Origin of the sequence: Microbacterium sp. VKM Ac-2923, from assembly GCF_022815605.1 — a bacterium.
GTDB lineage: Bacteria > Actinomycetota > Actinomycetes > Actinomycetales > Microbacteriaceae > Microbacterium.
Genome location: NZ_JALGRP010000003.1, coordinates 267,253 through 287,216 on the forward strand (window position 1 = coordinate 267,253; position 19,964 = coordinate 287,216).

Sequence of the window (19,964 nt, forward strand, 5' to 3'; positions counted from 1 at the left end):
TCTACGCGGGAGCGTCCTCAGCCTTTCTCCGCCGTCTCGCCGATGCGCAGATCGAGGGGGAAGTCGATCGGGAACGTGCCGAAGAGCAGCCGACCCGCGGATGCCGCGGACTCCCGCACCGCCTCGGCTACGGCCTCCGCGTGCTCGAGAGGGGTGTGCACGACGATCTCGTCGTGCAGGAAGAACGCCAGATGCGGCGCCCGTCCGAATACCGCGCCCGATGCGGGCGCCGCGCGGGTGGCATCCACCTCGGGGAGGGCGGCCAGGCGCGCGCGCAGATCGGCCAACCACGCCAGCGCCCACTCGGCGGCCGTTCCCTGCACGACGAAATTGCGGGTGAAGCGGCCCCGGTCGCGGGCGGAGCGGCGCGCGCGGGTCTCGTCGACTCCGGATGCCGCGGCGTCGCTCGCCCGCGACTGCAGCTCACGCCATGACTCCCCCGCCAGGGGCGACGTGCGCCCGAGCCACGTGTGCACGACCCCGCCGTCCTCCCCCGTGCGGGCCGCGTCGTCGACGAGCTGCATCGCGCGGGGGAAGGTGCGCCGCAGGCGCGGCAGCAGACGCCCGCTCTCACCCGTCGTGGCGCCGTACATCGCGCCCAGCATCGCGAGCTTCGCCTCGGCGCGGCTGGCGACGGCTCCGCGCTCGACGATGCCGGCATAGAGGTCGCGACCGGATGCCGCTTCGGCCAGCGCCGTGTCACGTGCCATCGCCGCGAGCACGCGGGGTTCGAGCTGAGCGACGTCGGCGGTGACGAGCGTCCAACCCGGGTCGGCGCGGACGGCGGTACGCAACGATCGCGGGATCTGCAGAGCCCCGCCGCCGGATGACGCCCAGCGGCCCGTGACGACCCCCGCCGGGACGTAGACGGGGCGGAAGCGATCATCGCGCACCCACTCGTCGAGCCACGCCCAGCCGTTCGCCGTGAACAGGCGCATGAGCTTCTTGTAGGCGATGAGCGGTGCGACGGCGGGGTGGTCGTGCTCCGCGAGCTCCCATCGGCTGGTGGACTGCACCAGCAGTCCCGCGCGGTGGAGCGAGCGCAGCAGGCGCGGCTGGGAGTCGAGCGAGGCCGTCGGGTCGCCGAGGGCCGCGCGCACGGCGACAGCGGCTTGTTCTATGCGGCCGGGTAGCCCTCCCCCGCGGCGCGGGCCCAGTTCGCGGTCCAACAGCTCCTCGTGCGCGGCGCGGCTCCACGGAACGCCCGCGGCGTGCAGCTCGACGGCGATGAGCGCGCCCGCCGATTCTGCGGCGCACAGCAGCTGGAGCGCTCCCGGCGACCTCGACGAGGCGATCGCGGCGCGCTGACGGCGGTACTCGGCGACGGCCGTGTCTACGGTGTCGGGGAGGCCGGATGCCGCGTCGCCGAGGTCGAAGAGCGTGTCCCCGCTCAGGGGCGCCGCCGTGTCGGCATCCCAGGCCGTGGCGTCGCGGAGTCCGTGGTCGTCGGTCACCGCCTGCGCCTCGCGAAGGAGCGCGTGAACGAGCCGCAGGTCCCAGGCTCGAGCGACCCGGATGCCGGCCGCGAGCAGACGCGGATAGGTCGCGGCGGTGTCGGCCCAGATCCATCGCACGTCGCCCGCGCTCTCGCGCGCGGCCACGGCGTCGGCGAGACCCGCGGCGTCGAGGTCGGTCGAGCCGAGGGTCGTGGCATCCGCCCCCAGGGTGACGAGGGCGACGCGGCCCGCGTCGGTGCGTCCGACGACGACCGTGTCAGAGACCACGGACGCCGATCGGCGTCATCGGGATTCTTCGGTGCGGACGAGGATCGCCCCGCACTCGGGGCAGAACACCACTTCGTCGGTCTGCGAGCGTCTCACGATGTTGAGGTCGCTGGGCGGCAGCACCATGCGGCACGCCTCGCACGCTCCGGCGTTCAGCAGACCGGCGCCATTTCCGCGGGATGCCAGACGCTCGTACAGGGCCAGGAGGTCGGCGGGGATCGCCGCGGCGACCGCGTCGCGGTCGCGTCGCGCGCCCTCGAGGCGCGTGGTGGCGTCGGCCACGGTCGTCTTGGCCTCGGCGCTGAGCTGCGCACCCTGCGCGTTGGTGTCGGCGATCAGCGCTTCTTGCTCGGCGACGGCGGCATCGGCCGCCTCGAGGCGCTCCATCAGGGCGATCTCGGTGTCTTCGAGGTCGCTCTTGCGGCGCTGAAGCGAGGTGAGCTCGCTCTCGAACCCCTGCGCCTGCTTCGCGTTCGACGATGCGGCGAGTCGCTCGGTGTCGCGCGCGATGCGGGCGTCGACGACGGCGACGTCTGATTCGAGGCGCTTCAGCTCGGCGGTGATGTCGTCGCGCGCATTGGCGCGTGCGCCCAGTTCCTGCGACAGCGTCGACCGCTGGGCGATGAGCTCGCGGACCCGCTCGGCCTGCGGTGGGTTGCCGGCGACCTTCTGATCGCGGTGGATACGCGCGTCGAGGTCGGCGAGGTCGAGCAGTTTGCGCTGGTCGGCGGAATCGGCATTCACGGGCTCAACGCTACCCCGGGGGTGGGACATCGGCGGTGCGTCCTCCGCCCGTGGGGGCGTCACGGCCCGGCGGGTCGACGCGGGCGGCGCCTGGCGAGATTGCCCGTTCCGCGCGAGGTGACCGCAGTTTCGGCCGAACAGCGCGTGATGTCGTGCGCCGAGTGTGGCCTCGAGGTGGGGCGGCGCGACCAACGCGGGCCCGGAGCGACGCCGGGCTAGACTTGCGGCATCCAGGGCCTTTAGCTCAGCTGGTAGAGCGCCACGTTTACACCGTGGATGTCGTCGGTTCGATCCCGGCAGGGCCCACCCTCTCCTAACCGCGTGATCCCGCGCTTTCCTCGGTTTTCCGCTTTCCTGAGAGCGCGAGGTTGTCCACAAGCGCGTCCCCCCGGCGTCCCCCCGCATCGCTCAGCACGGCATTCATGCGCGCGAGGGCGGCGGTGTCGGCGTCTGATCCGAGGAAGTGCGCATATGTGTCGGCGGTCAGCTTTGCGGTGCTGTGCCCTAGCCAGGTCTGAGCCGTTTTCAGATCGACTCCAGACGAGAGCCAGAGAGTCGCCGCCGTGTGCCGGAGGTCATGCACCCTGCGTCCTCTGCCGAAGTCGCTCCAGTGCGCATCGCGCGTCCAATTGCGCCCCGAGCGGTTCGAGCCGGTAGCGGACGGGAACAGAGGCGCGTCGGGCGTCCGGCCCTCCAGCATCGGCAGCACGATAGCCGCTACTTCGGCAGGGAGCGGCACGGTGCGAGCGCTACCGCCCTTCGTCACGGTTCGGACAGGTTGCCCGTCCGGCTTCGACCGTGAGACACGGAATGCCGGATAAGGGAGCTGCTGCACGTCTCGCACCCGCAGCGCGGACAACTCCCCCCAACGGAGCCCGGTCAGCCCGAGTATGAGCGCTATGTCGGCGTTTGCCTGAGTCGTGTGCTGGGAGAGGTCGGCATGCACGGCGCGCAATTCGTCCAGCGTGAACGGGTAAATCTCCCGGGTAGCGTCCTCCCCCCGACCCTTCGGCACCTTCGACTCGATAGCGATATTGCGAGGGATGATCCGCTCCGCGACTGCCCACGTCCAGAATGCGGAGATGATGTTACGGAACCGGCAGACGGTGGCGCGAGCCTGGGTGCGGAGCAACGTCGAATAGAGCGCTTCGAGTTCGGATGCTCGGATCGCCGCGAGCGGTCGGTTTCGCATCGCAGTCGGGAGATGCTTGAGCGCGTAGCCCTCCGTTGAAAGTGTCTTGCTTGCGACCGTTCCGCGCCGCTGTTCTTTCCATCGCTCCAGAGCGCTCGCGAGAGACTCGCGCCCCGCGCGGGGATCAACGAACTCTCCGAGGTCGAGCATGCGCCGCTGAGCGGACTCCCATGCCTCTGCGTCGCGCTTGAGGTCGAACGTGCGAGAGGCGACGACATCGCGCCCCGACTTCACTCGTGCGCGCCAACGGCCCTGCGGCGTCTTCGAGATGGTCATCCCCGGCTCCCCTCGATCCACGCCTCCAGATCATCGACCCGGTAGCGGTACAGCCCCGGGGCCAGGTTAACAACAGGGGGGCCCGTCTTTGCACCCCTCCACCTGGACAGTGTTGCCTCGGACACGCTCAGCATGCGGGCGACTTCACCGCTCGTCATCAGACTTTCCAACTACTCCACCGATCACCTAACTCTCTCTCTGTTGGGTCCACCCTGACACGAACCTCAGGTCGACTTCTACGGCGTCTGACCTGGGCTTTTGTTCATTCTGTGTAGGTGAAATACGCGGCTGGAGGTGAGCGAACGAGCGAGCCGCCTGCGCAGGTCGTCGGGTCCGCGATCGGAGCAACAGCGTGCGTCTCCTAAGCTCTGTGCGGCATCTGCTTGTGGGAGTCTTCGAGGATGGACGACCAAATCTGGGTGCCTATAGCGATAGCCCTTTTCGGTAACGCCGTGGCTGTGACCATCGTGATTCTCACAAACCGCTCTGCCGTGAGGCGCGAGGATGTGCGGCAGGCTCACGAGGTGCGGAGATGGGCGCGCGAGGATGCGTGGAAGGTCGGTGAAGTTCAACGCGACTACTACTTGACGTTCTATCGAGAGCTTCGGCGAACATCAGTGGCAATACACGATGCGGGCTACGGGATAGGTCCTGACCTCAAATTCGGTTGGCAGGAGGGGGCGTTTGAAGCGCTGCAGAGCTTACGGGTCTTCGCGAGTCCCGACACACTGATGCATGCCGAGGCGGTCTACTCCGCCCTCTACCGATGGGGTGATGCGGAGCGGACAGACTACGAGAGCGACGAGGAGATCGAGTTCCACCACAAGCTCGAAGACTTCCTCGCGGCTGTGCGGGCCGACATCGGCATCGTGGACACCAATCGCCGCATCCGCTCCGCGCGCGGCACGATCAATCTCGGGTGACCCCCGGGTTTTTCTGGTGGGGACACGTTTCACCCCGCGCCAGTTTTGATTTTAACCTGCAGGGGTCTGAAACATTCAGATGAATAGATATAATCTGCTGTAGACGGATGGCGGTTCGATGTGATCGAGCGTGACCCGCCCTGCGCGCGTTGAAGCCCTCCGAGCATGGGATTCGGCTCAGAGGGCTTCGGGGGTCGGTCACACGTTCAGCGCGGCTCTGACGGCCTTCTCGCGGTGCTTCGTGCGCTCGCGCTCGGTCCAGATCGCACGGGCGACATCTTCGCAAGCTCGGCAAGCGAATCGGGCCGCCCAGTTTCCGCGATCCAAATAGCGGTCCTGGCAGTCGGGGGACACTTCGCCGCAGATAGAGCAGGTAAAGCGCGCGGCGTATTCGGCGTCTCGTGCGGCTGCAAGCTTTGGTGCTTCGACCGCCTCCCAGGCCTGCGCGAGTCGGCTCAGGTGCTCGGCGCGTCGGAGAGCTTCGGGGAGGTGTTTCTCCCGTACAGAGCGCGACATGGTTTCGGTGTAGAACGTCGTGACGGGATTGCGCTCCTGCACGAGAGCGGAGACGGCTTGCTCTAAGTACCGGTGCGCGTCGGGGCTCGCTGCGCCGTAGGCCGCTCGCAGGTGCTCGGGGACCGCGTAGGGGTCTACAGGTTCGCGTGCGGGCGTCGTGGGGTGCTGATCGAACAGTGATCGGGACATGGTTAGTTTCCTTTCTGGGTTGTGTCCGGCTCAGGGTCCGGCTCGTCGAGCAGAGCGTCTAGCTCGGCGTCTGTTACTCCGGTGAGGACGCTTCGGGGTGGGGTCTTGGGCTTGTCGGATCGAGTGTCCGAGTGTCCGCGAGTGTCCGTTTCGGATACTCGGATACTCGACTGAGTGTCCGCAGTATCCCCAGGTACTTGTACCTGGGATGCTGGATGCTCAATCACGGGCACTAGATCGTTCTCAGCGTCCGCCTCGGGAGTGGGAGCGATGTTGCTCTTCAGATGGAGGGACTTGCTGTTTCGAGCACCGTCCTCCACAACCACGAAGCCGTCAGAGATGAGCGCGTCCAGAGCCGTGCGTAATTCGTCGGTCCCGTTCTTCTGAACCTCCAGCGACTCCCACAGCTTCGACATCGAGGGGAGCGAGCCCCCTGCCTCCTGGAGCGCGTATGCGATGCGCTCCCGGTCGGCGCTGATCTGCTGCGCGGCGCGTGCGACGTGCTCGGCGGCTTCGGGCTGGCGAATCTCAGCGGTCAGTCGATCCGATAATGCATCGGCGCGGTACAGGTGGAACTCACCCGCGAGAGCGAGCCCCTTACCGCCATGCTCGGAGTTGGCCTGAACGTATCCGTGACGGTCCTTCGCGATCTTGACCGCGAGGTATCCGTGACGGTTCGGTGCAAGCGGCTCTTTGACTTCGAGGGAGTAGCTCGCGCCTGTGATCGTTGCGAGCTTCTGTCCGGAGCCGGTAGCAAAACGGCCTCGGTTCTGCGCGTCCTTCACGACGTGATCGACAGTCAGGACAGCAGCCCCGGTGCGCGCGAACGCCTTCGGCAGACGCGCCCACGTCGTCCACTCGTCTCCGGAGTTGGAACCCATCCCGGACAGCGCCAGAGCCTCTGTGATGCCGTCAAATACCACGAGGTCATACGCGGGCTCCGCGTCGAGTAGAGCGGCCACCTGGGCGGCGTAGGGCTTCGCTGTATCGAGCGGGTCGCCTTCGGGGTTGGCGTAGTGCAGGCGAGTGCTGAGCGCATCGTCTGACGTGCCTAGTAGCCGGAGCCGATTAACGACCCGGGGAGCGTGATCCTCGAAGTCGAGATAGAGCACGTGCCCACCCCCCGCGAGCACGCTCGACGTAGCCGAGAGCGCAAACCAACTTTTCCCGCCTCCCGGCTCACCGTGGCATCCGTTGACGGCCTCGCGGTACAGCAGGCCTACCCCGTCAGCGCGGCGCATCACGGTAGCCTCCGGGGCGACGTACTCGCCGGTCAGGACCGGAGCGAGGTCGAGCGGCGTCCAGCCTCCACGCTCCGGCTCAGGGGCGGTCTGCACGCTCTCGGCGGCCTTCTCAGCGCGCTCCTCGGCGTAACCAGCCGGATCACCCATCACGGCGCGCTCAAAGGCGCTGAAGTCACCCTGCGCCGCACGTTTGTATGCGTCGGCTTCCAGTCGCTCGCTGAACGTTGGAGCCTCGGGGACCGCGCCGCGAAGCTTCGAGGCGGCCCACGCAAGGGATGCGCCCCCGACCTCGGCCTCCAGAGCGTCACGCTCGGCGGCTTGCTTTGCGAGTCCGTTTGTCCAGGCGCGGTCCAATGCGCCCTGGGAGTCGGCGGGAGAGCTTGAAGCGTTCGCACGGTTGACGTACTCGGAAGTGATCGCATGGCGCAGGGTGTCGATACCGGGAGTCTCGGGGAGCATCACAGCGACCCCAGCGAGGTTCCATAGCGCGCGTTGCGCCTGCCGGTACTCGCTCCAGTCGCCCCAGGTGCCTGCGATGTCTGAGAGCCACGGCGCAACGCTTCCAGCATCAAACGTGAGTGACCCTGAGTAGGCGGGAGCGTCTCCGTAGGGTCGATCACGTTTCAGGTGCTCCACCCACGCGGCAGGAAGCGTGGCTGTGTGCTGTGCGATGTCAGCGGCGGTCGGCACTCCGGGGAGCGGGCTTCCATCGGGGAGGTACCACTGTTCGGCTTCGAGAGTCTTCGCATTGCGAGTCGGGCCGATGAAAGCGAATCGGTGGAAGTGATCGATGATGTCGCCGCCGCTGTATCCGTCTCGAAGCGCTGCGTCCGCGGGCACTCGATACAGGCGCTTGGCGCGGCCCTGAGTCTCGCTGAGCCGCCCGCGAGATGTCGTGTAGAGGGTTGCCGGACGTGAGCCGATCTGAGCCTCCAGAGCGGCGCACAGCGTTGCATCGTCGTCATCCAGGAAGACGAATCCCGGAGCCGGAGAGGACGCCGTGCGAGCGTGCATCCAGTGCTCGGAAGATGCCCAGCGCTGCGCGAGGTCGGGGTGCCAGTTCCGGAATCCGCGAGGGGCGGCATCAGAGACGGGGATCGGGCGCAGAGTCTCGGCGCTACCGGCTCGGGTGTAGAGCTTGAGTGCATCCGCGTAGCCGATCACGGGCGGCGGGGTGCTCGGGCCGGGGAGGATGTCAGACAGGGTCGTGCGGTTGGTCGGGGTTGCAGTCTTTTGCCCGACTGCGGGGCTGGGTAGGTCGTGGTGCATTGCGGGCTGTGCTTTCGGTGAGATTCGACGGGCGCTCTACCGTGACAGCCAGAAACGGGAGCGCCCGTCGAGCTTATTGAGGCTGTCTGGCTGTCTTCATTGGTACCCCCATTGTCCCATATCTCAAAAGGCACGTGCAAACGAATCCCAGGTCAGAGGCTGTTTACTTGACATCCTGGTATACACCCGTAGTCGTTCAACGTGCCGATCAGTGCCTGTTTCCCGGTTCGGAATGTCAAGCGGTTCGCGCCGAAATCCGGTCCTCATGTCGGGCCGAATTTGTCACGCATCCCGGGGGCGTGTAGCTACCCTCGTGACTGTGACGCATCTGACTGAATCCCAACGTCTGACCATCGCTCGATCGTTCGCCCGTCCCGATCTGGTGATTCGCGGTCCCGAGGACGGCTTGTATCGGCTCGACGATGCAACATCGCTGCAACCCGTCATCGGCCTGGAGAGTGACGAGTACCGCGTCACGCTCTCGCAGATCGAGCAACATCTCGGCATCTAGGACCGCGCCCCGCGTCCCCCCGGCGTCCCCCAGGGATGGAACGCGGGCAATCTCGTGAGGCTCGTGCAAGCTGAGAAACGCGAGTTTCCGGCTTCGGGCTTCATGCGGTCGCCTTTACACCGTGGATGTCGTCGGTTCGATCCCGGCAGGGCCCACTCTCAGTTCAGGATGTTCACGCTCCGCGCGATGACAAGGGCGAGCAGGATGAAGCCCGACACCGCCTGGACCATCATGAACAGCTTCGCGCGAACGGTCAGGGGCATGACGTCGGTGGGGCTGAACGCCATGGCGTTGGATGCCGAGAAGTAGACGTAGTCGACGTATCCCGGCGCCCAGTCCTCCACGTCGGAGGAACGGCGCCGCACTTCGCTCACGGCGTCGCGGTCGGAGTCCTGCGGGAATTGGAAGTCCGCCGCGGGCAGGGCGTCGCGGGGGTCGCGACGCCGGGCGATGGGTCCGCCACGGTCCATCTCCCAATAGACGACCGCGTAGCCGATCACGTTGATCGCCCAGACCTGAGCCGCGCCCAGCAGCGTCGACGCGCCGTCGCCCTCGCCCCGCAGCAACTGGAGCACGAGCAATCCGAAGGCGAACTGGTTCGCGAGCAGCAGCAACGCCGTGAACGCCAGCGCGAAGCCTCTCCCCACCCGCGAATCCCGCGTCAGCCGCGCGGGATTGGTCACGACCATCGGGATCGCGCAGAGCACGCCGACGCCCACCACGATGTAGCGGAGGGCTCCGGATGCATCGCTCGGAAGCACCGCGTACAGTCCTGTGCCGACGGCCAGGGCGATCAGCACCGGCCACCGGTGCTCGGGGCGGGTGCGGAACGCGGTCGGATCCTGCGGGCTCACGCGCTCAGGCTAGCCCCGCGGGTGCGCACTCCGGCCGAGGGGCGGATGCCGGCATCCGAGGTCCACGCACGCGGATGCCATGGACCTCTCGATGTCGAACAGTCCCCGCCGCCACCGTGCGGGGCGTGTCGCCGTCGCGCATCCGAGACCGCCCCGACTCGCTAGGGTGGACTCTGGTTGATTGTGCGGAGCAGACAAGGGTTGCCGCACTCGTATGGCGATTCTCTGGCATGACCTGCCAGACGACGAAAGGTCTTCCGTGACTGTTCACGACCAGGATCCGTATTCGCAGGGGCCGCAGGACAGCGACCCGGAAGAGACCGGGGAGTGGCAGGAATCCCTGCGCCAGCTGGTCCAGGCCAAGGGCCCGGCCCGTGCGCGCGAGATCATGCTGAGCCTGCTCAAGGGCTCGAAGGAACTGCACCTCAACGTGCCGATGGTTCCGACCACCGACTACATCAACACCATCTCGCAGAAGAACGAGCCCGAGTTCCCCGGTGACGAAGAGCTCGAGCGCCGCTACCGCAAGTGGATCCGCTGGAACGCCGCGGTCACCGTGCACCGCGCTCAGCGCCCCGGCATCGGTGTCGGCGGCCACATCTCGACCTACGCCTCCTCGGCAGCGCTCTACGAAGTCGGTTTCAACCACTTCTTCCGCGGCCAGGACGACCCCTCGGGCGGCGACCAGATCTTCATCCAGGGCCACGCCTCCCCCGGCGCCTACGCCCGCGCCTACCTCGAGGGTCGCCTCACGGAGGCGCAGCTCGACGGCTTCCGCCAGGAGAAGTCCGCCGCCCCCAACGGCATCCCGTCCTACCCCCACCCCCGTCTCATGCCGGAGTTCTGGCAGTTCCCGACGGTGTCGATGGGTCTTGGTCCGATCAACGCCATCTATCAGGCGATGTCGAACAAGTACCTCGCCAACCGCGGCATCAAGGACGTCGGCGACTCGCAGGTCTGGGCCTACCTCGGCGACGGCGAGATGGACGAGGTCGAGAGCCGCGGCCAGCTCCAGGTCGCGGCCAACGAGGGCCTCGACAACCTGAACTTCATCATCAACTGCAACCTCCAGCGCCTCGACGGCCCCGTCCGCGGCAACGGCAAGATCATCCAGGAGCTCGAGAGCTTCTTCCGCGGTGCCGGCTGGAACGTCATCAAGGTCGTGTGGGGCCGCGAGTGGGACGACCTGCTCGCCCGCGACACCGAGGGTGCGCTGCTCAACCTGATGAACACCACCCCCGACGGCGACTACCAGACCTACAAGGCCGAGAACGGCGCCTACGTGCGCGAGAACTTCTTCGGTCGCGACCCGCGGGCGCTGGAGCTCGTCAAGGACTTCACCGACGATCAGGTCTGGGGCCTCAAGCGCGGTGGCCACGACTACCGCAAGGTGTACGCGGCGTTCAAGGCGGCGGCCGAGCACAAGGGCCAGCCCACCGTCATCCTCGCCAAGACGATCAAGGGCTACGGCCTCGGCCCTCACTTCGAGGGTCGCAACGCCACGCACCAGATGAAGAAGCTGACGCTCGACGACCTCAAGTCGTTCCGCGACGCGATGGACATCCCCGTCACCGACGCACAGCTCGAAGAGAACCCGTACCAGCCGCCGTATTACACCCCCGGCGAGAAGGACGAGACGATCCAGTACATGCTGGAGCGTCGCCGTTCGCTCGGCGGGTTCCTGCCCGAGCGCCGGACCACCCACGTGGGTCTGGAGCTTCCGGGGGATGCCGCGTACGCCCTGCCCAAGAAGGGCTCGGGTACGCAGGAGATCGCCACGACCATGGCGTTCGTCCGTCTGCTGAAGGACCTGCTGCGGGTGAAGGACTTCGGCCACCGCATCGTGCCGATCATCCCCGACGAGGCGCGCACGTTCGGTATGGACGCGTACTTCCCCACGGCGAAGATCTACAACCCCAAGGGTCAGCACTACACCTCGGTCGACCGCGAGCTGCTGCTGGCCTACAAGGAGAGCCCGCAGGGCCAGATCATCCACGTCGGCATCAACGAGGCGGGCGCTCTCGCGGCGTTCACCGCGGCGGGCACGGCCTACTCGACCCACGGCGAGCCGCTCATCCCGGTGTACGTCTTCTACTCGATGTTCGGCTTCCAGCGCACGGGAGATGCCCAGTGGGCCGCCGGTGACCAGATGGCGCGCGGATTCATCATCGGCGCGACCGCAGGTCGCACCACCCTGACGGGTGAGGGGCTGCAGCACGCGGACGGTCACTCGCAGCTGCTGGCGTCGACGAACCCGGCGACCGTGTCGTACGACCCGGCCTACGGCTACGAGATCTCGCACATCGTGCGCTCGGGCATCGAGCGCATGTACGGCGGCAACCACCCCGATCCCAATGTCATGTACTACATGACCGTGTACAACGAGCCCTACGTGCAGCCGGCCGAGCCCGAGGGGGTCGACGTCGACGGCATCGTCCGCGGCATCCACCACATCTCGTCCGGCGAGGGCGACGGTCCCCGCACGCAGCTGCTCGCCTCGGGTGTGGGCGTGCCGTGGGCGCACGAGGCTCAGCGTCTGCTCAAGGACGACTGGGGCGTCGTCGCCGATGTGTGGTCGGTCACCTCGTGGACGGAGCTGCGCCGTGACGGTCTTGCCGCCGACGAGCACAACTTCCTGCACCCCGATGAGGAGCCCCGCGTGGCGTACCTCACCGACAAGCTCAAGGAAGCCGAAGGTCCCGTCGTCGCGGTCAGCGACTGGATGCACGCCGTACAGGACCAGATCCGCCAGTGGGTCCCGCAGAACTACTGGACCCTGGGCGCCGATGGATTCGGATTCTCCGACACCCGCGCCGCCGCCCGTCGTTTCTTCAAGATCGACGGTCCCTCGCTCGCGGTCCGCGCCCTGCAGGCGTTGGCCGAAGAGGGCAAGGTCGACCGCGCGGTCGTCGCACAGGCGATCGAGAAGTATCGCCTGCACGACGTGAACGCCGGCACCAGCGGCAACGCGGGCGGCGAGGCCTGATCCACGTGGCGGATTCCACCGTCGGACCCGGTTCCCCCCTTTCGGGCGGGGCCGGGTCCGACCGGTCTCCGGGCGACGTGCGTGCCGAGGCAGCGGCCGAGAAAGCGGAGACCCTCGCCTGGCTGCGGCGCATCTCGGGTGATCTCGCCACCGCGACCATCCAGCGCCTCGAAGAGACACTGCCCTGGTACGCCGAGATGCCGCCGGCGCGGCGTTCCGCCGTCGGGCTCGTGGCGCAGGCCGGCATCACCTCGTTCTTACAGTGGTTCGAGGAACCGGCATCCACTCCGGCGATCGCGGCCGACATCTTCGCCGCCGCGCCCCGGGAGCTGCTCCGCAGCGTCAGCCTGACCCAGACCCTGCAGCTCGTGCGCGTGACCGTCGAGGTGATGGAGGAGCGCGTCGCCGGCCGCAGCGAGAAGGTGCGCGAGGCGATGCTGTCGTACTCGCGCGAGGTGGCGTTCGCCGCCGCCGACGTCTACGCCCGAGCCGCCGAGGCGCGCGGGCTCTGGGACGCCCGCCTCGAGGCGCTCGTCGTGGACTCGATCCTCACCGGCGAGGCCGACGACGAACTCCCCAGCCGTATCGCCGCCCTCGGATGGCACGGCCACGGCGAGGTCTCGGTGCTGGTGGGGACGACTCCCCCGCAGCTCGACGTCGATCAAGTACGCCGTACCGCGCGCAAGCTCGGGGTCGACGTGCTCATCGGAGTGCAGGGCCTGCGTCTGGTGCTCGTGCTCGGACGCGCCGACCTCCCCGCGCGCGGCGGCACCGAGGTCACCGAGCTGCCCTTCACCGACATCGCCAAGCGGCTCGAGCCGAGCTTCGGCGGAGGACACCTCGTGCTCGGACCCGCCGTACCCGCCCTGGTCGATGCGGGGCAGAGCGCGCGTGCGGCACTGGCGGGGTTCGCGGTCGCCCGCGCCTGGCGGCACGCGCCGCGTCCCGTCGAGGCCGACGATCTGCTTCCCGAACGCGCCCTGGCCGGCGATGCGGTGGCCAAGCAGACCCTGGTCGACCGCGTCTACCGCCCCCTCCACGCGCACAGCGCCGACCTCGTCGCCACGCTCTGGAGCTACCTCGACAACGGCCGGTCGTTGGAGGCCACGGCCCGCGAGCTGTATGTGCATCCCAACACCGTGCGCTACCGCCTGAAGCGCGTGTCCGAGGTCATCGGATGGGATGCCACGGGCCCGCGCGAAGCGCTCATCCTGCAGACGGCACTGATCCTCGGCTCCATCGGCACCGACGCCACCCGACGGCGCGGTGTCGGCAAACGGCGCCCCCCGCAGCCGCGGTGATGCACGGCACACACAAAGACACGCCGCATTTCTGTGTCGATATCTCCAGAAGCGGTTGCCCGATGCCTGTCAGGATGGAAACGTGATCATCGCCGTCTTCCCCGGTCAGGGTTCGCAGACCCCCGGCTTCCTGACCCCCTGGCTCGAGCTCGACGAGGTTCGTGAGCGCCTCGACACCTTCTCGCAGCAGTCGGGCGTCGACCTCGTCGCCGCCGGAACCGAATGGGATGCCGATCGGATCCGCGACACGAGCGTCGCCCAGCCCCTGATCGTTGCGGCGAGCCTGGTGTCGTGGGCGGCGCTGAACGAGCGCGCCGGCGCTCCCGTCGCCGGCGTCGCCGGTCACTCCGTCGGCGAGATCGCCGCCCTGGCGGCATCCGGTGTCGTGAGCGACGACGACGCCCTGCGCCTCGTGGGGCTGCGCGGCCGCGCCATGGCCGAGGCCGCCGCCTCCGTCGAGACGGGGATGAGCGCCGTCGTGGGAGGCGACGAGGCCGCCGTCCTCGAGCGGCTCGACGCCCTGGGCCTCACCCCGGCCAACTACAACGGCGGCGGCCAGATCGTCGCCGCGGGCGAGCTGCCCGCACTTGCCGAACTCGCCGCCGACGCGCCGCGTGGCACCCGAGTCATCGCGCTGCAGGTCGCTGGCGCCTTCCACACCCGCTTCATGGAGCCCGCCGTCGAGACTCTGCGCTCCGCCGCGGCCGACGTCGCCGTGTCCGATCCGACGACCACGCTGTGGACCAACTCAGACGGCTCTGTCGTCACCGGCGGACGCCGGGCGCTCGACCTCGTCGTGGCGCAGGTCGCCTCGCCCGTGCGGTGGGACCGCTGCATGGCATCATTCGCCGAACACGGCGTGACCGGCATCATCGAACTGTCCCCCGCGGGCGCCCTGACCGGGCTCGCGAAGCGCGCCCTGCGCGGCACGCCCACCGTGGCGGTCAAGACCCCCGACGACCTCGATGCGGCCGTCTCACTCCTGAAGGAAGACCAGGCATGAGCACCCCCACACTCCGTCAGACCCAGGGAGCGGCTCACACCCGCATCTACGCCTACGGGGCGGCCCGCGGCGAGAACTTCGTTCCCAACGACGACCTCGTGGGCCCGATCGACTCCAGCGATGAGTGGATCCGTCAGCGCACCGGCATCGTCACCCGCGTGCGGGCGAACAAAGAGACCGATGCCATCGACCTGGCGACCGAGGCCGCGCGCGAGGCCGTCGAGAAGTCGGGCATCGCCCCCGCCGACATCGACGCCGTGATCGTGGCCACCATCAGCAACCCCAAGCAGACGCCCTCGGCCTCGGCCATCGTCGCCGACCGCATCGGCGCGAACCCCGCCGCGGCCTACGACCTCAACGCCGCATGCGCGGGCTTCGCGTACGGCGTGGGTCAGGCCGACGCGCTCGTGCGCGCGGGTCTGGCGACGCACGTCGTGGTGGTGGGCGCCGAGAAGCTCAGCGACATCGTCGACCCCACCGACCGGAGCATCTCGTTCCTGCTCGGAGACGGCGCCGGCGCGGTCGTCGTCGGGCCCAGCGACACCCCGGGCATCGGCCCGACCATCTGGGGCTCCGACGGATCGAAGGCGGATGCCGTGGGCATGAACGCCACGCTCACCGAGTTCCGCGACGGCACCGCCGCCTGGCCCACGCTCCGTCAGGAAGGCCCCACCGTGTTCCGCTGGGCCGTCTGGGAGATGGTCAAGGTCGCGCGTCAGGCGATCGAGGCCGCGGGCATCGAACCCGCCGATCTCGCCGCCTTCGTGCCGCACCAGGCGAACATGCGCATCATCGACGAGTTCGCCAAGCAACTCGGCCTTCCCGAGACCGTCATCGTCGGTCGCGACATCGAGACCACGGGCAACACCTCGGCGGCATCCATCCCGCTCGCCACGCACCGCCTGCTCGAAGAGCACCCCGAGCTCAGCGGCGGACTGGCGTTGCAGATCGGCTTCGGCGCAGGACTCGTCTTCGGCGCGCAGGTCGTCGTCCTCCCCTGACGCGACGTCGTCGAACCCTAAACTGATCCAGGCTCGTTCGGGCCGCCCCCAAGAAACAGGAGACATCATGGCATTCACCAACGACGAGGTTCTCGCCGGCCTTGCCGAGCTCATCACCGACGAGACCGGCATCTCGGCCGACGAGGTCGCCCTCGAGAAGTCGTTCACCGACGACCTCGACATCGACTCGATCTCGATGATGACGATCGTCGTCAACGCCGAGGAGAAGTTCGGCGTCACCATTCCCGACGAAGAGGTCAAGAACCTCAAGACCGTCGGCGACGCCGTGACCTTCATCACGTCGAACCAGTCCTGACACCTCCCGGTGGGGGCTCCGGCCCCCACCGGTCACGACCTGTCGGCCGCAGCAAGGATTCATCGCTCATGAGCACACCCCGCATCGTCGTCACCGGTATCGGTGCCACCTCGCCCATCGGCGGCACCGCCCCCGAGAGCTGGTCGGCGCTGCTCGCCGGCACCTCCGGCGCGCGCACCCTCGAATACGAGTGGGTCGAGAAGTACAACCTGCCCGTGACGTTCGCGGCCGAGGCGCTCGTGCGCCCCGAGACCGTGCTCGAGCGTCCCGTCGCGAAGCGTCTCGACCCGTCGTCGCAGTTCGCGCTCATCGCGGCGAAAGAAGCCTGGGAAGACGCGGGTGCCCCCGACATCGACCCCGATCGCCTCGGTGTCGACTTCGCCACCGGCATTGGCGGTGTCTGGACGCTGCTCGACGCCTGGGACGATCTGCGCGAGAAGGGTCCGCGGCGCGTCATGCCGATGACGGTGCCGATGCTCATGCCGAACGCGGCTGCCGGCAACCTGTCGCTGCACTTCAACGCCCGCGCCTTCGCGCGGACGGTCGCGTCGGCCTGCGCGTCGAGCACCGAGTCGATCGTCAACGCCGTGCAGCACATCCGCGACGGCCTCGCCGACGTGGTGATCGCCGGAGGCACCGAGTCGGCGATCCACCCGATCACGATCGCGTCGTTCGCGTCGATGCAGGCGTTGTCCAAGCGCAACGACTCTCCCGAGACCGCCTCGCGCCCCGCCAGCATCGACCGCGACGGCTTCGTCATGGGCGAGGGCGCCGGTGTGCTGATCCTCGAGACCGAGGAGCACGCCAAGGCCCGCGGCGCCAAGATCTACGCGTCGATCGTGGGCGGCGGCGTCACAGCCGACTCGTACCACATCACCGCGAATGACCCCGAGGGACACGGCGCCGCTCGCGCCGTGCGCATGGCGCTCGAAATGGCCGGCGCATCGACCGACGACGTCACGCACATCAACGCGCACGCGACGTCGACCCCCGTCGGCGACCCGAACGAATACCGCGCGCTGCACACGGTGTTCGGCGACCGGATCGACGAGATTCCGGTGTCGGCGACGAAGGCCGCGACCGGGCACCTGCTCGGTGGTACCGGTGCGCTCGAAGCCATCTTCACCGTGCTCGCACTGCAGGACCGCGTGGCACCGCCCACCATCAACCTCACGGAGCAGGATCCCGCCGTGCCGTTCGCGCTCTCGGGCTCGCCCGTGCAGCTCGGCTCCGGCGACCAGTTGGCGATCAGCAACTCCTTCGGCTTCGGCGGTCACAACGCCGTTGTCGCGATCGCCTCGGTCTGATCCGAACGAACGCCCCCTGGCATCCCCCCGACGAAGAACGGGGATGCCAGGGGGCGTTCGCCGTGTCGGGCGAGGGATACGCGGTCCCGGTGCCGGGTGTGCTCACCGACCTCCGGTAGAGGCGCCTCCCACGCCGACTCTCTGTGCGGCTCTCAGCCGACCTTGTGGAGCCACACGATCTGCTGGTCGTCGCCGGCGTGACGGAACGGCTCGAGCTCCTCGTCCCACGCGGAGCCGAGGGCGACGTCGAGCTCACGCTGCAGCTCGAACGGATCGCCCGCGGCGACCTCCATCGCGTACCGCACCCGATCCTCGCCGATAACGACGTTGCCCGCCGCGTCCGTCTGGGCGTAGTGGAGGCCGAGCCCCGGCGTGTGCATCCAGCGACCGCCGTCGCTGCGGGGCGTCGGGTCCTCGCTCACCTCGAAGCGCAAGTGCTCCCAGCCGCGGATGGCACTCGCCAGGGCGGCCCCGGAGCCGACGGGGCCCTCCCAGTAGAACTCCGCGCGACGACTGCCTGTGAGCACGGGTTGGTCGGCCCAGTCGAAGTTGAGGGCACGGCCCAGGGCGCGTCCTACCGCCCACTCGAGGTGGGGGCACAACGCGCGGGGCGCGGAGTGGATCAGGATCACTCCGCGCGAAGACGTGATCGCCATGGTCTCTCCTTCGTCAGGTACGTCTTCCCCTACGACCTGTGATGGAGTGTGGCGAGTGTTCGGTTGTCCCGGCCATTATCGCCCGCGCATAACGAAATCACAACACTGTGATTCTGCCCGTGCGCGAGGCGGAGGAGGCTGAGCCCGTCGAAGCCCCCGAGCATACGTGGATTCCGGTCCCATCGACAGGCTCAGGGACCTGGGTGGCGGCTGCGGGGGAGGCGAGACGGTCAGGCGAACCAGAGCGACCAGTACAACGCGAAGTTGCGATTGCCGTACGCCGAACAGGCGTCGCCGCTCCCCCACCTCGCGGCCAGGGCGGCGGGGTTCGGCTGGTACGGCGTGTAGTTGTAGAGCGCGGCCGTCGCCTCGTTCGTGATCGTCACCTCGGTGCCGCCGCACGCCGGGTCGGGCGAGTAGGCGATGTAGTGGGTTCCCGGTTGCCGCATGAAGTCCGACGCGCTGTACGACTTCAGGTCGGTCGCGCCCTGGGCCACCTGGACGGCGAAGCCCGCGGCCCCGGGGTCGCACACAGCGTCGTCGGGGCAGCGCGCGCCCATAGCCGCCCCGAGCTGCTGGTCGGTGGGGGCCCGGGCGATTCGGCCCGAGATGAGGCTCTGTTCCTTCTGGAGGGTGACCAGCAGCACCTTCGCCGAGATCCCGCACGCGCGTTGGACCCGGTAGATGATCTCGGCCGCGCTGAGGTCGCCACCCTCGAAGCCGTCGCAGACGGTCTCGCCGGTGGAGCTCGACACCACGGGATCGCGACCGTCCACCGGCATCCGCAGGTGCGCGAGACATGAGTCGGTCGCGCACCGCCCGACCTGTTCGTCGAGGAACCGCTGGATGTCGTCGGCGGTCATGGCATCGCCGTCGTAGAAGGCGCCGTCGTCGATCAGGGTGCCGGGGTCGAAGGAGTCCAGGCTGACGCTGTCGCGCCGCGCCTCGGTGTTCCAGGCGGTGTTCCACGTGATGGCCAGGGACACCAGGGGGATGACCGTGAGGACCACGAGGGCGATCAGCGCCGACGCGGCGACACCGAAGAAGACCCGGCGACGACGGAGCACGCGCGCACGGGGGGTGCGGCGCCGCCGCGCGGGTGTTCTCGCCACCCTCCGATCGTGCCGCACCCCGCTGACCGCGCGCTGCACATCTCACGATGTGACGCGTCGGCCAGCGGGGTCGCGGCCTGAAGGACCGTGCTCCGGCGCGGGCGCGCCGGTCGGGCGATCAGCTGCCGGGCTGAGCGGACGGGGTGGGGGCGGTGCCCTCGGCGGGCGGGATGGGCGCCGTGCCATCAGCGGGCGGCGCCGGCGGGGTGGGGGCGGTGCCCTCGGCGGGCGGGGTGGGCGCGCTGCCGTCGGCGGGCGGTGCGGGCGGGGTGGGCTTCTCGCCGTCGGCCGAGGGACCGTGTCCGGGGCCGGCGGGGCCGCCGCCGGGGCCGCACTCAGCGGGTCCGCCGGCGGAACCCGGAGCCGGAGGCGTGGGGGCCGTGCCGTCGGTCGGCGGAGTGGGTGCGCTGCCGTCCGTCGGGGAGCCGCTCGAGGTCGCACCCGGGGTCGATCCCGAGCCGGGCGTGGGTGCCGAGCCGGGGCCGACGGAGCCGCCGTCGGCGCTGGGGGCCGAGGTCGCGGCGGTCAGAGTCGCTCCGCCGTTCGTCTGCGCGGCGAGGGCGGCGCTTCCGCCCGTGAGTCCGGCGGCCACGATGACCGCTCCGGCGATGAGCGCGGGTCGGCGCCACGACCGGCGGCGGGGTTCGATGGGCTCTTCCAGCCGGGGCAGCGGGGTGGTGGGGTTGTCGTCGTTGTTCATGATCTTCCTCCCGCCGGTGGCGTTCACCGGCTCTGAGACCAGACTTCGAGCCGGGACTGAAGCGAACCTGAAGCGCGCGACCGGACGGTCTTCGCATACGCAAGCCATAACCGCCGTCCAGGTGCCACCTCTATCGTCGA

Annotated in this window: 18 protein-coding genes and 1 tRNA gene; 9 read left to right on the forward strand and 10 right to left on the reverse strand. The window is 68.6% G+C overall.

Features of this window, described 5'->3' with window-relative positions:
- Window positions 1-17 precede the first annotated feature (17 nt).
- The gene (locus MT347_RS07105) at window positions 18-1,724 is read right to left on the reverse strand and encodes a bifunctional 3'-5' exonuclease/DNA polymerase (protein ID WP_243499515.1); all 1,707 of its coding nucleotides are present in this window, start codon (window positions 1,722-1,724) and stop codon (window positions 18-20) included.
- A gap of 15 nt (window positions 1,725-1,739) precedes the next feature.
- Complete coding sequence (locus MT347_RS07110) at window positions 1,740-2,468, reverse strand: zinc ribbon domain-containing protein (protein ID WP_243499517.1); 729 nt, start codon at window positions 2,466-2,468, stop codon at window positions 1,740-1,742.
- Between the two features lie 233 nt (window positions 2,469-2,701).
- Here MT347_RS07110 and MT347_RS07115 point away from each other — a divergent pair.
- Window positions 2,702-2,774 (forward strand) — tRNA-Val (locus MT347_RS07115).
- A gap of 7 nt (window positions 2,775-2,781) precedes the next feature.
- Here MT347_RS07115 and MT347_RS07120 read toward each other — a convergent pair.
- A complete protein-coding gene (locus MT347_RS07120) occupies window positions 2,782-3,936 on the reverse strand; it encodes a site-specific integrase (RefSeq protein ID WP_243499519.1) in 1,155 nt (384 codons plus the stop codon).
- A complete protein-coding gene (locus MT347_RS07125) occupies window positions 3,933-4,094 on the reverse strand; it encodes a helix-turn-helix domain-containing protein (RefSeq protein ID WP_279391103.1) in 162 nt (53 codons plus the stop codon). Before MT347_RS07125 ends, MT347_RS07120 begins: the two co-directional genes overlap by 4 nt.
- Window positions 4,095-4,337: 243 nt before the next feature.
- On the opposite strand from MT347_RS07125, the gene MT347_RS07130 reads away from it, so the two are divergent.
- Window positions 4,338-4,859, forward strand: coding sequence for a hypothetical protein (locus tag MT347_RS07130; protein WP_243499524.1), 522 nt, complete (start codon window positions 4,338-4,340; stop codon window positions 4,857-4,859).
- 198 nt (window positions 4,860-5,057) lie between these two features.
- Here MT347_RS07130 and MT347_RS07135 read toward each other — a convergent pair whose 3' ends face one another.
- Entirely contained in the window at window positions 5,058-5,564 is a 507-nt protein-coding gene (locus MT347_RS07135; RefSeq protein WP_243499526.1) for a hypothetical protein, read from the reverse strand.
- A 2-nt stretch (window positions 5,565-5,566) separates the two neighbouring features.
- Entirely contained in the window at window positions 5,567-7,972 is a 2,406-nt protein-coding gene (locus MT347_RS18365) for an AAA family ATPase (protein WP_243499528.1), read from the reverse strand.
- 424 nt (window positions 7,973-8,396) lie between these two features.
- Between MT347_RS18365 and MT347_RS07145 the strand changes: the two genes are divergently transcribed.
- Window positions 8,397-8,588, forward strand: a complete 192-nt coding sequence (locus MT347_RS07145) for a hypothetical protein (RefSeq protein ID WP_243499530.1) — start codon at window positions 8,397-8,399, stop codon at window positions 8,586-8,588.
- A 158-nt stretch (window positions 8,589-8,746) separates the two neighbouring features.
- On the opposite strand, the gene MT347_RS07150 is transcribed toward MT347_RS07145, so the two are convergent.
- Entirely contained in the window at window positions 8,747-9,442 is a 696-nt protein-coding gene (locus tag MT347_RS07150; protein ID WP_243499531.1) for a hypothetical protein, read from the reverse strand.
- 259 nt (window positions 9,443-9,701) lie between these two features.
- On the opposite strand from MT347_RS07150, the gene aceE reads away from it, so the two are divergent.
- From aceE to MT347_RS07180, 6 genes are all read left to right on the forward strand, one after another.
- Window positions 9,702-12,428, forward strand: a complete 2,727-nt coding sequence (aceE, locus tag MT347_RS07155) for a pyruvate dehydrogenase (acetyl-transferring), homodimeric type (protein WP_243499533.1) — start codon at window positions 9,702-9,704, stop codon at window positions 12,426-12,428.
- A 77-nt stretch (window positions 12,429-12,505) separates the two neighbouring features.
- A complete protein-coding gene (locus MT347_RS07160) occupies window positions 12,506-13,729 on the forward strand; it encodes a CdaR family transcriptional regulator (RefSeq protein WP_243499788.1) in 1,224 nt (407 codons plus the stop codon).
- A gap of 82 nt (window positions 13,730-13,811) precedes the next feature.
- Window positions 13,812-14,732, forward strand: a complete 921-nt coding sequence (locus tag MT347_RS07165; RefSeq protein WP_243499535.1) for an ACP S-malonyltransferase — start codon at window positions 13,812-13,814, stop codon at window positions 14,730-14,732.
- Entirely contained in the window at window positions 14,729-15,733 is a 1,005-nt protein-coding gene (locus MT347_RS07170) for a beta-ketoacyl-ACP synthase III (protein WP_243499537.1), read from the forward strand. Before MT347_RS07165 ends, MT347_RS07170 begins: the two co-directional genes overlap by 4 nt.
- A gap of 67 nt (window positions 15,734-15,800) precedes the next feature.
- A complete protein-coding gene (locus tag MT347_RS07175; protein ID WP_243499539.1) occupies window positions 15,801-16,049 on the forward strand; it encodes an acyl carrier protein in 249 nt (82 codons plus the stop codon).
- Between the two features lie 68 nt (window positions 16,050-16,117).
- Window positions 16,118-17,356 carry a beta-ketoacyl synthase gene (locus MT347_RS07180; RefSeq protein WP_243499541.1) on the forward strand — a complete coding sequence of 413 codons (1,239 nt, stop codon included), beginning with the start codon at window positions 16,118-16,120 and terminating at the stop codon, window positions 17,354-17,356.
- A gap of 152 nt (window positions 17,357-17,508) precedes the next feature.
- Here the strand turns inward: MT347_RS07180 and MT347_RS07185 are convergent, their stop codons facing one another.
- The 3 genes from MT347_RS07185 to MT347_RS07195 form a co-directional block, all read right to left on the reverse strand.
- Window positions 17,509-18,012, reverse strand: coding sequence for a DUF3145 domain-containing protein (locus MT347_RS07185; protein WP_243499543.1), 504 nt, complete (start codon window positions 18,010-18,012; stop codon window positions 17,509-17,511).
- 230 nt (window positions 18,013-18,242) lie between these two features.
- Window positions 18,243-19,124, reverse strand: coding sequence for a hypothetical protein (locus MT347_RS07190; protein ID WP_243499545.1), 882 nt, complete (start codon window positions 19,122-19,124; stop codon window positions 18,243-18,245).
- A gap of 118 nt (window positions 19,125-19,242) precedes the next feature.
- Window positions 19,243-19,824, reverse strand: coding sequence for a hypothetical protein (locus tag MT347_RS07195; protein ID WP_243499547.1), 582 nt, complete (start codon window positions 19,822-19,824; stop codon window positions 19,243-19,245).
- Window positions 19,825-19,964: the final 140 nt, after the last annotated feature.

Bases quoted from the DNA above. Each gene is read 5' to 3' on its own strand.
- MT347_RS07125 (WP_279391103.1), bottom strand. From the start codon at position 4,094: ATGACGAGCGGTGAAGTCGCCCGCATGCTGAGCGTGTCCGAGGCAACA.
- MT347_RS07175 (WP_243499539.1), top strand. From the start codon at position 15,801: ATGGCATTCACCAACGACGAGGTTCTCGCCGGCCTTGCCGAGCTCATC.
- MT347_RS07195 (WP_243499547.1), bottom strand. From the start codon at position 19,824: ATGAACAACGACGACAACCCCACCACCCCGCTGCCCCGGCTGGAAGAG.
- MT347_RS07120 (WP_243499519.1), bottom strand. From the start codon at position 3,936: ATGACCATCTCGAAGACGCCGCAGGGCCGTTGGCGCGCACGAGTGAAG.
- MT347_RS07185 (WP_243499543.1), bottom strand. From the start codon at position 18,012: ATGGCGATCACGTCTTCGCGCGGAGTGATCCTGATCCACTCCGCGCCC.
- MT347_RS07135 (WP_243499526.1), bottom strand. From the start codon at position 5,564: ATGTCCCGATCACTGTTCGATCAGCACCCCACGACGCCCGCACGCGAA.
- MT347_RS07180 (WP_243499541.1), top strand. From the start codon at position 16,118: ATGAGCACACCCCGCATCGTCGTCACCGGTATCGGTGCCACCTCGCCC.
- MT347_RS07130 (WP_243499524.1), top strand. From the start codon at position 4,338: ATGGACGACCAAATCTGGGTGCCTATAGCGATAGCCCTTTTCGGTAAC.
- MT347_RS07170 (WP_243499537.1), top strand. From the start codon at position 14,729: ATGAGCACCCCCACACTCCGTCAGACCCAGGGAGCGGCTCACACCCGC.